Raw genomic sequence first — 911 nt, forward strand, 5'->3', positions numbered from 1 at the left:
AGGTTGTTGGAACACTTCATCCGGTTGGCGGCCTCCCGGATCTTTTGGACGGCGGGAAGAAGCAACCCGATGAGAATCGCGATGATGGCGATCACCACCAACAGTTCAATCAGCGTGAACGCGCGGCGGGCAAAACGATGCACAAAGACCCCTCCATAACATGGGCCGAAACGAATGAAATGATGGGTGAGTGTGCGGACGGGCTGTTGTGAGTCAAAAGGCTCGGAGGCGAGACTTTTCCCGAAGGTCGGGAGATTGCCGGGGAGGGATCAGCAAAAACAACAGCGTCGCCGTTTCCAACGGTGGCGGGCTCACGCATCTCAAAAAACAACGCTTGGAATATTGCCCGGATCAAGGCGGCCTGTCAAGTCAAAAACAGTGAAAGTGGTTTCGGTGTTTGGGGTTGGAGGCCGGCAAATTCTCCTCGCATCTCTCTCCCTCAACGGCTGACGGGTTCTCCGGTGAGGCCGCCGATTTTGTCGGCGGTTCGTTGGAGGGTGGCGGCATGGTCCGCCATGCGCGACCGCCACGTCCGGAAGAATTGCCCAAACAAAGGCCGGCCTGACAAATCGTGGCAGATGAACATGCACTTCATCGTTGCGAGATGGCGTTTGACAAGGTGTCAGCGACAGATTACGGTGGTGATGAATTGCTCGTCGCGTAAATCAACTAACGGTGTTTGAGGCAGGCCAACTCACAAGCCGGGGTGTCAGTCTTGGCCGGGTTGGCCTAATCAATGTTCGGCAAGAGGGGGCTTCGGGGTGCGGCGGCTCTGGGGCGAGATCGACCTCCACGTCGCCGCGATGCTCCTGGCGCTCGCCCCGGCCGCTTGCCTGGGTTGGTGGGGGCTGGCGGTCCCGCTCCTGATCCCGCAGGGTCGGATCGGCACGCGAGCGTTCGTGGACTGCCCG

General features: G+C 59.5%; 1 protein-coding gene. It reads right to left on the reverse strand.

Going from position 1 to position 911, the window contains the following annotated elements:
* A partial coding sequence (locus tag BGIM_RS60085; RefSeq protein ID WP_157368531.1) for a prepilin-type N-terminal cleavage/methylation domain-containing protein occupies positions 1-143 on the reverse strand: 143 nt, incomplete at its 3' end.
* Positions 144-911 lie beyond the last annotated feature (768 nt).

Origin of the sequence: Zavarzinella formosa DSM 19928 (assembly GCF_000255705.1) — a bacterium.
GTDB classification, from domain to species: domain Bacteria; phylum Planctomycetota; class Planctomycetia; order Gemmatales; family Gemmataceae; genus Zavarzinella; species Zavarzinella formosa.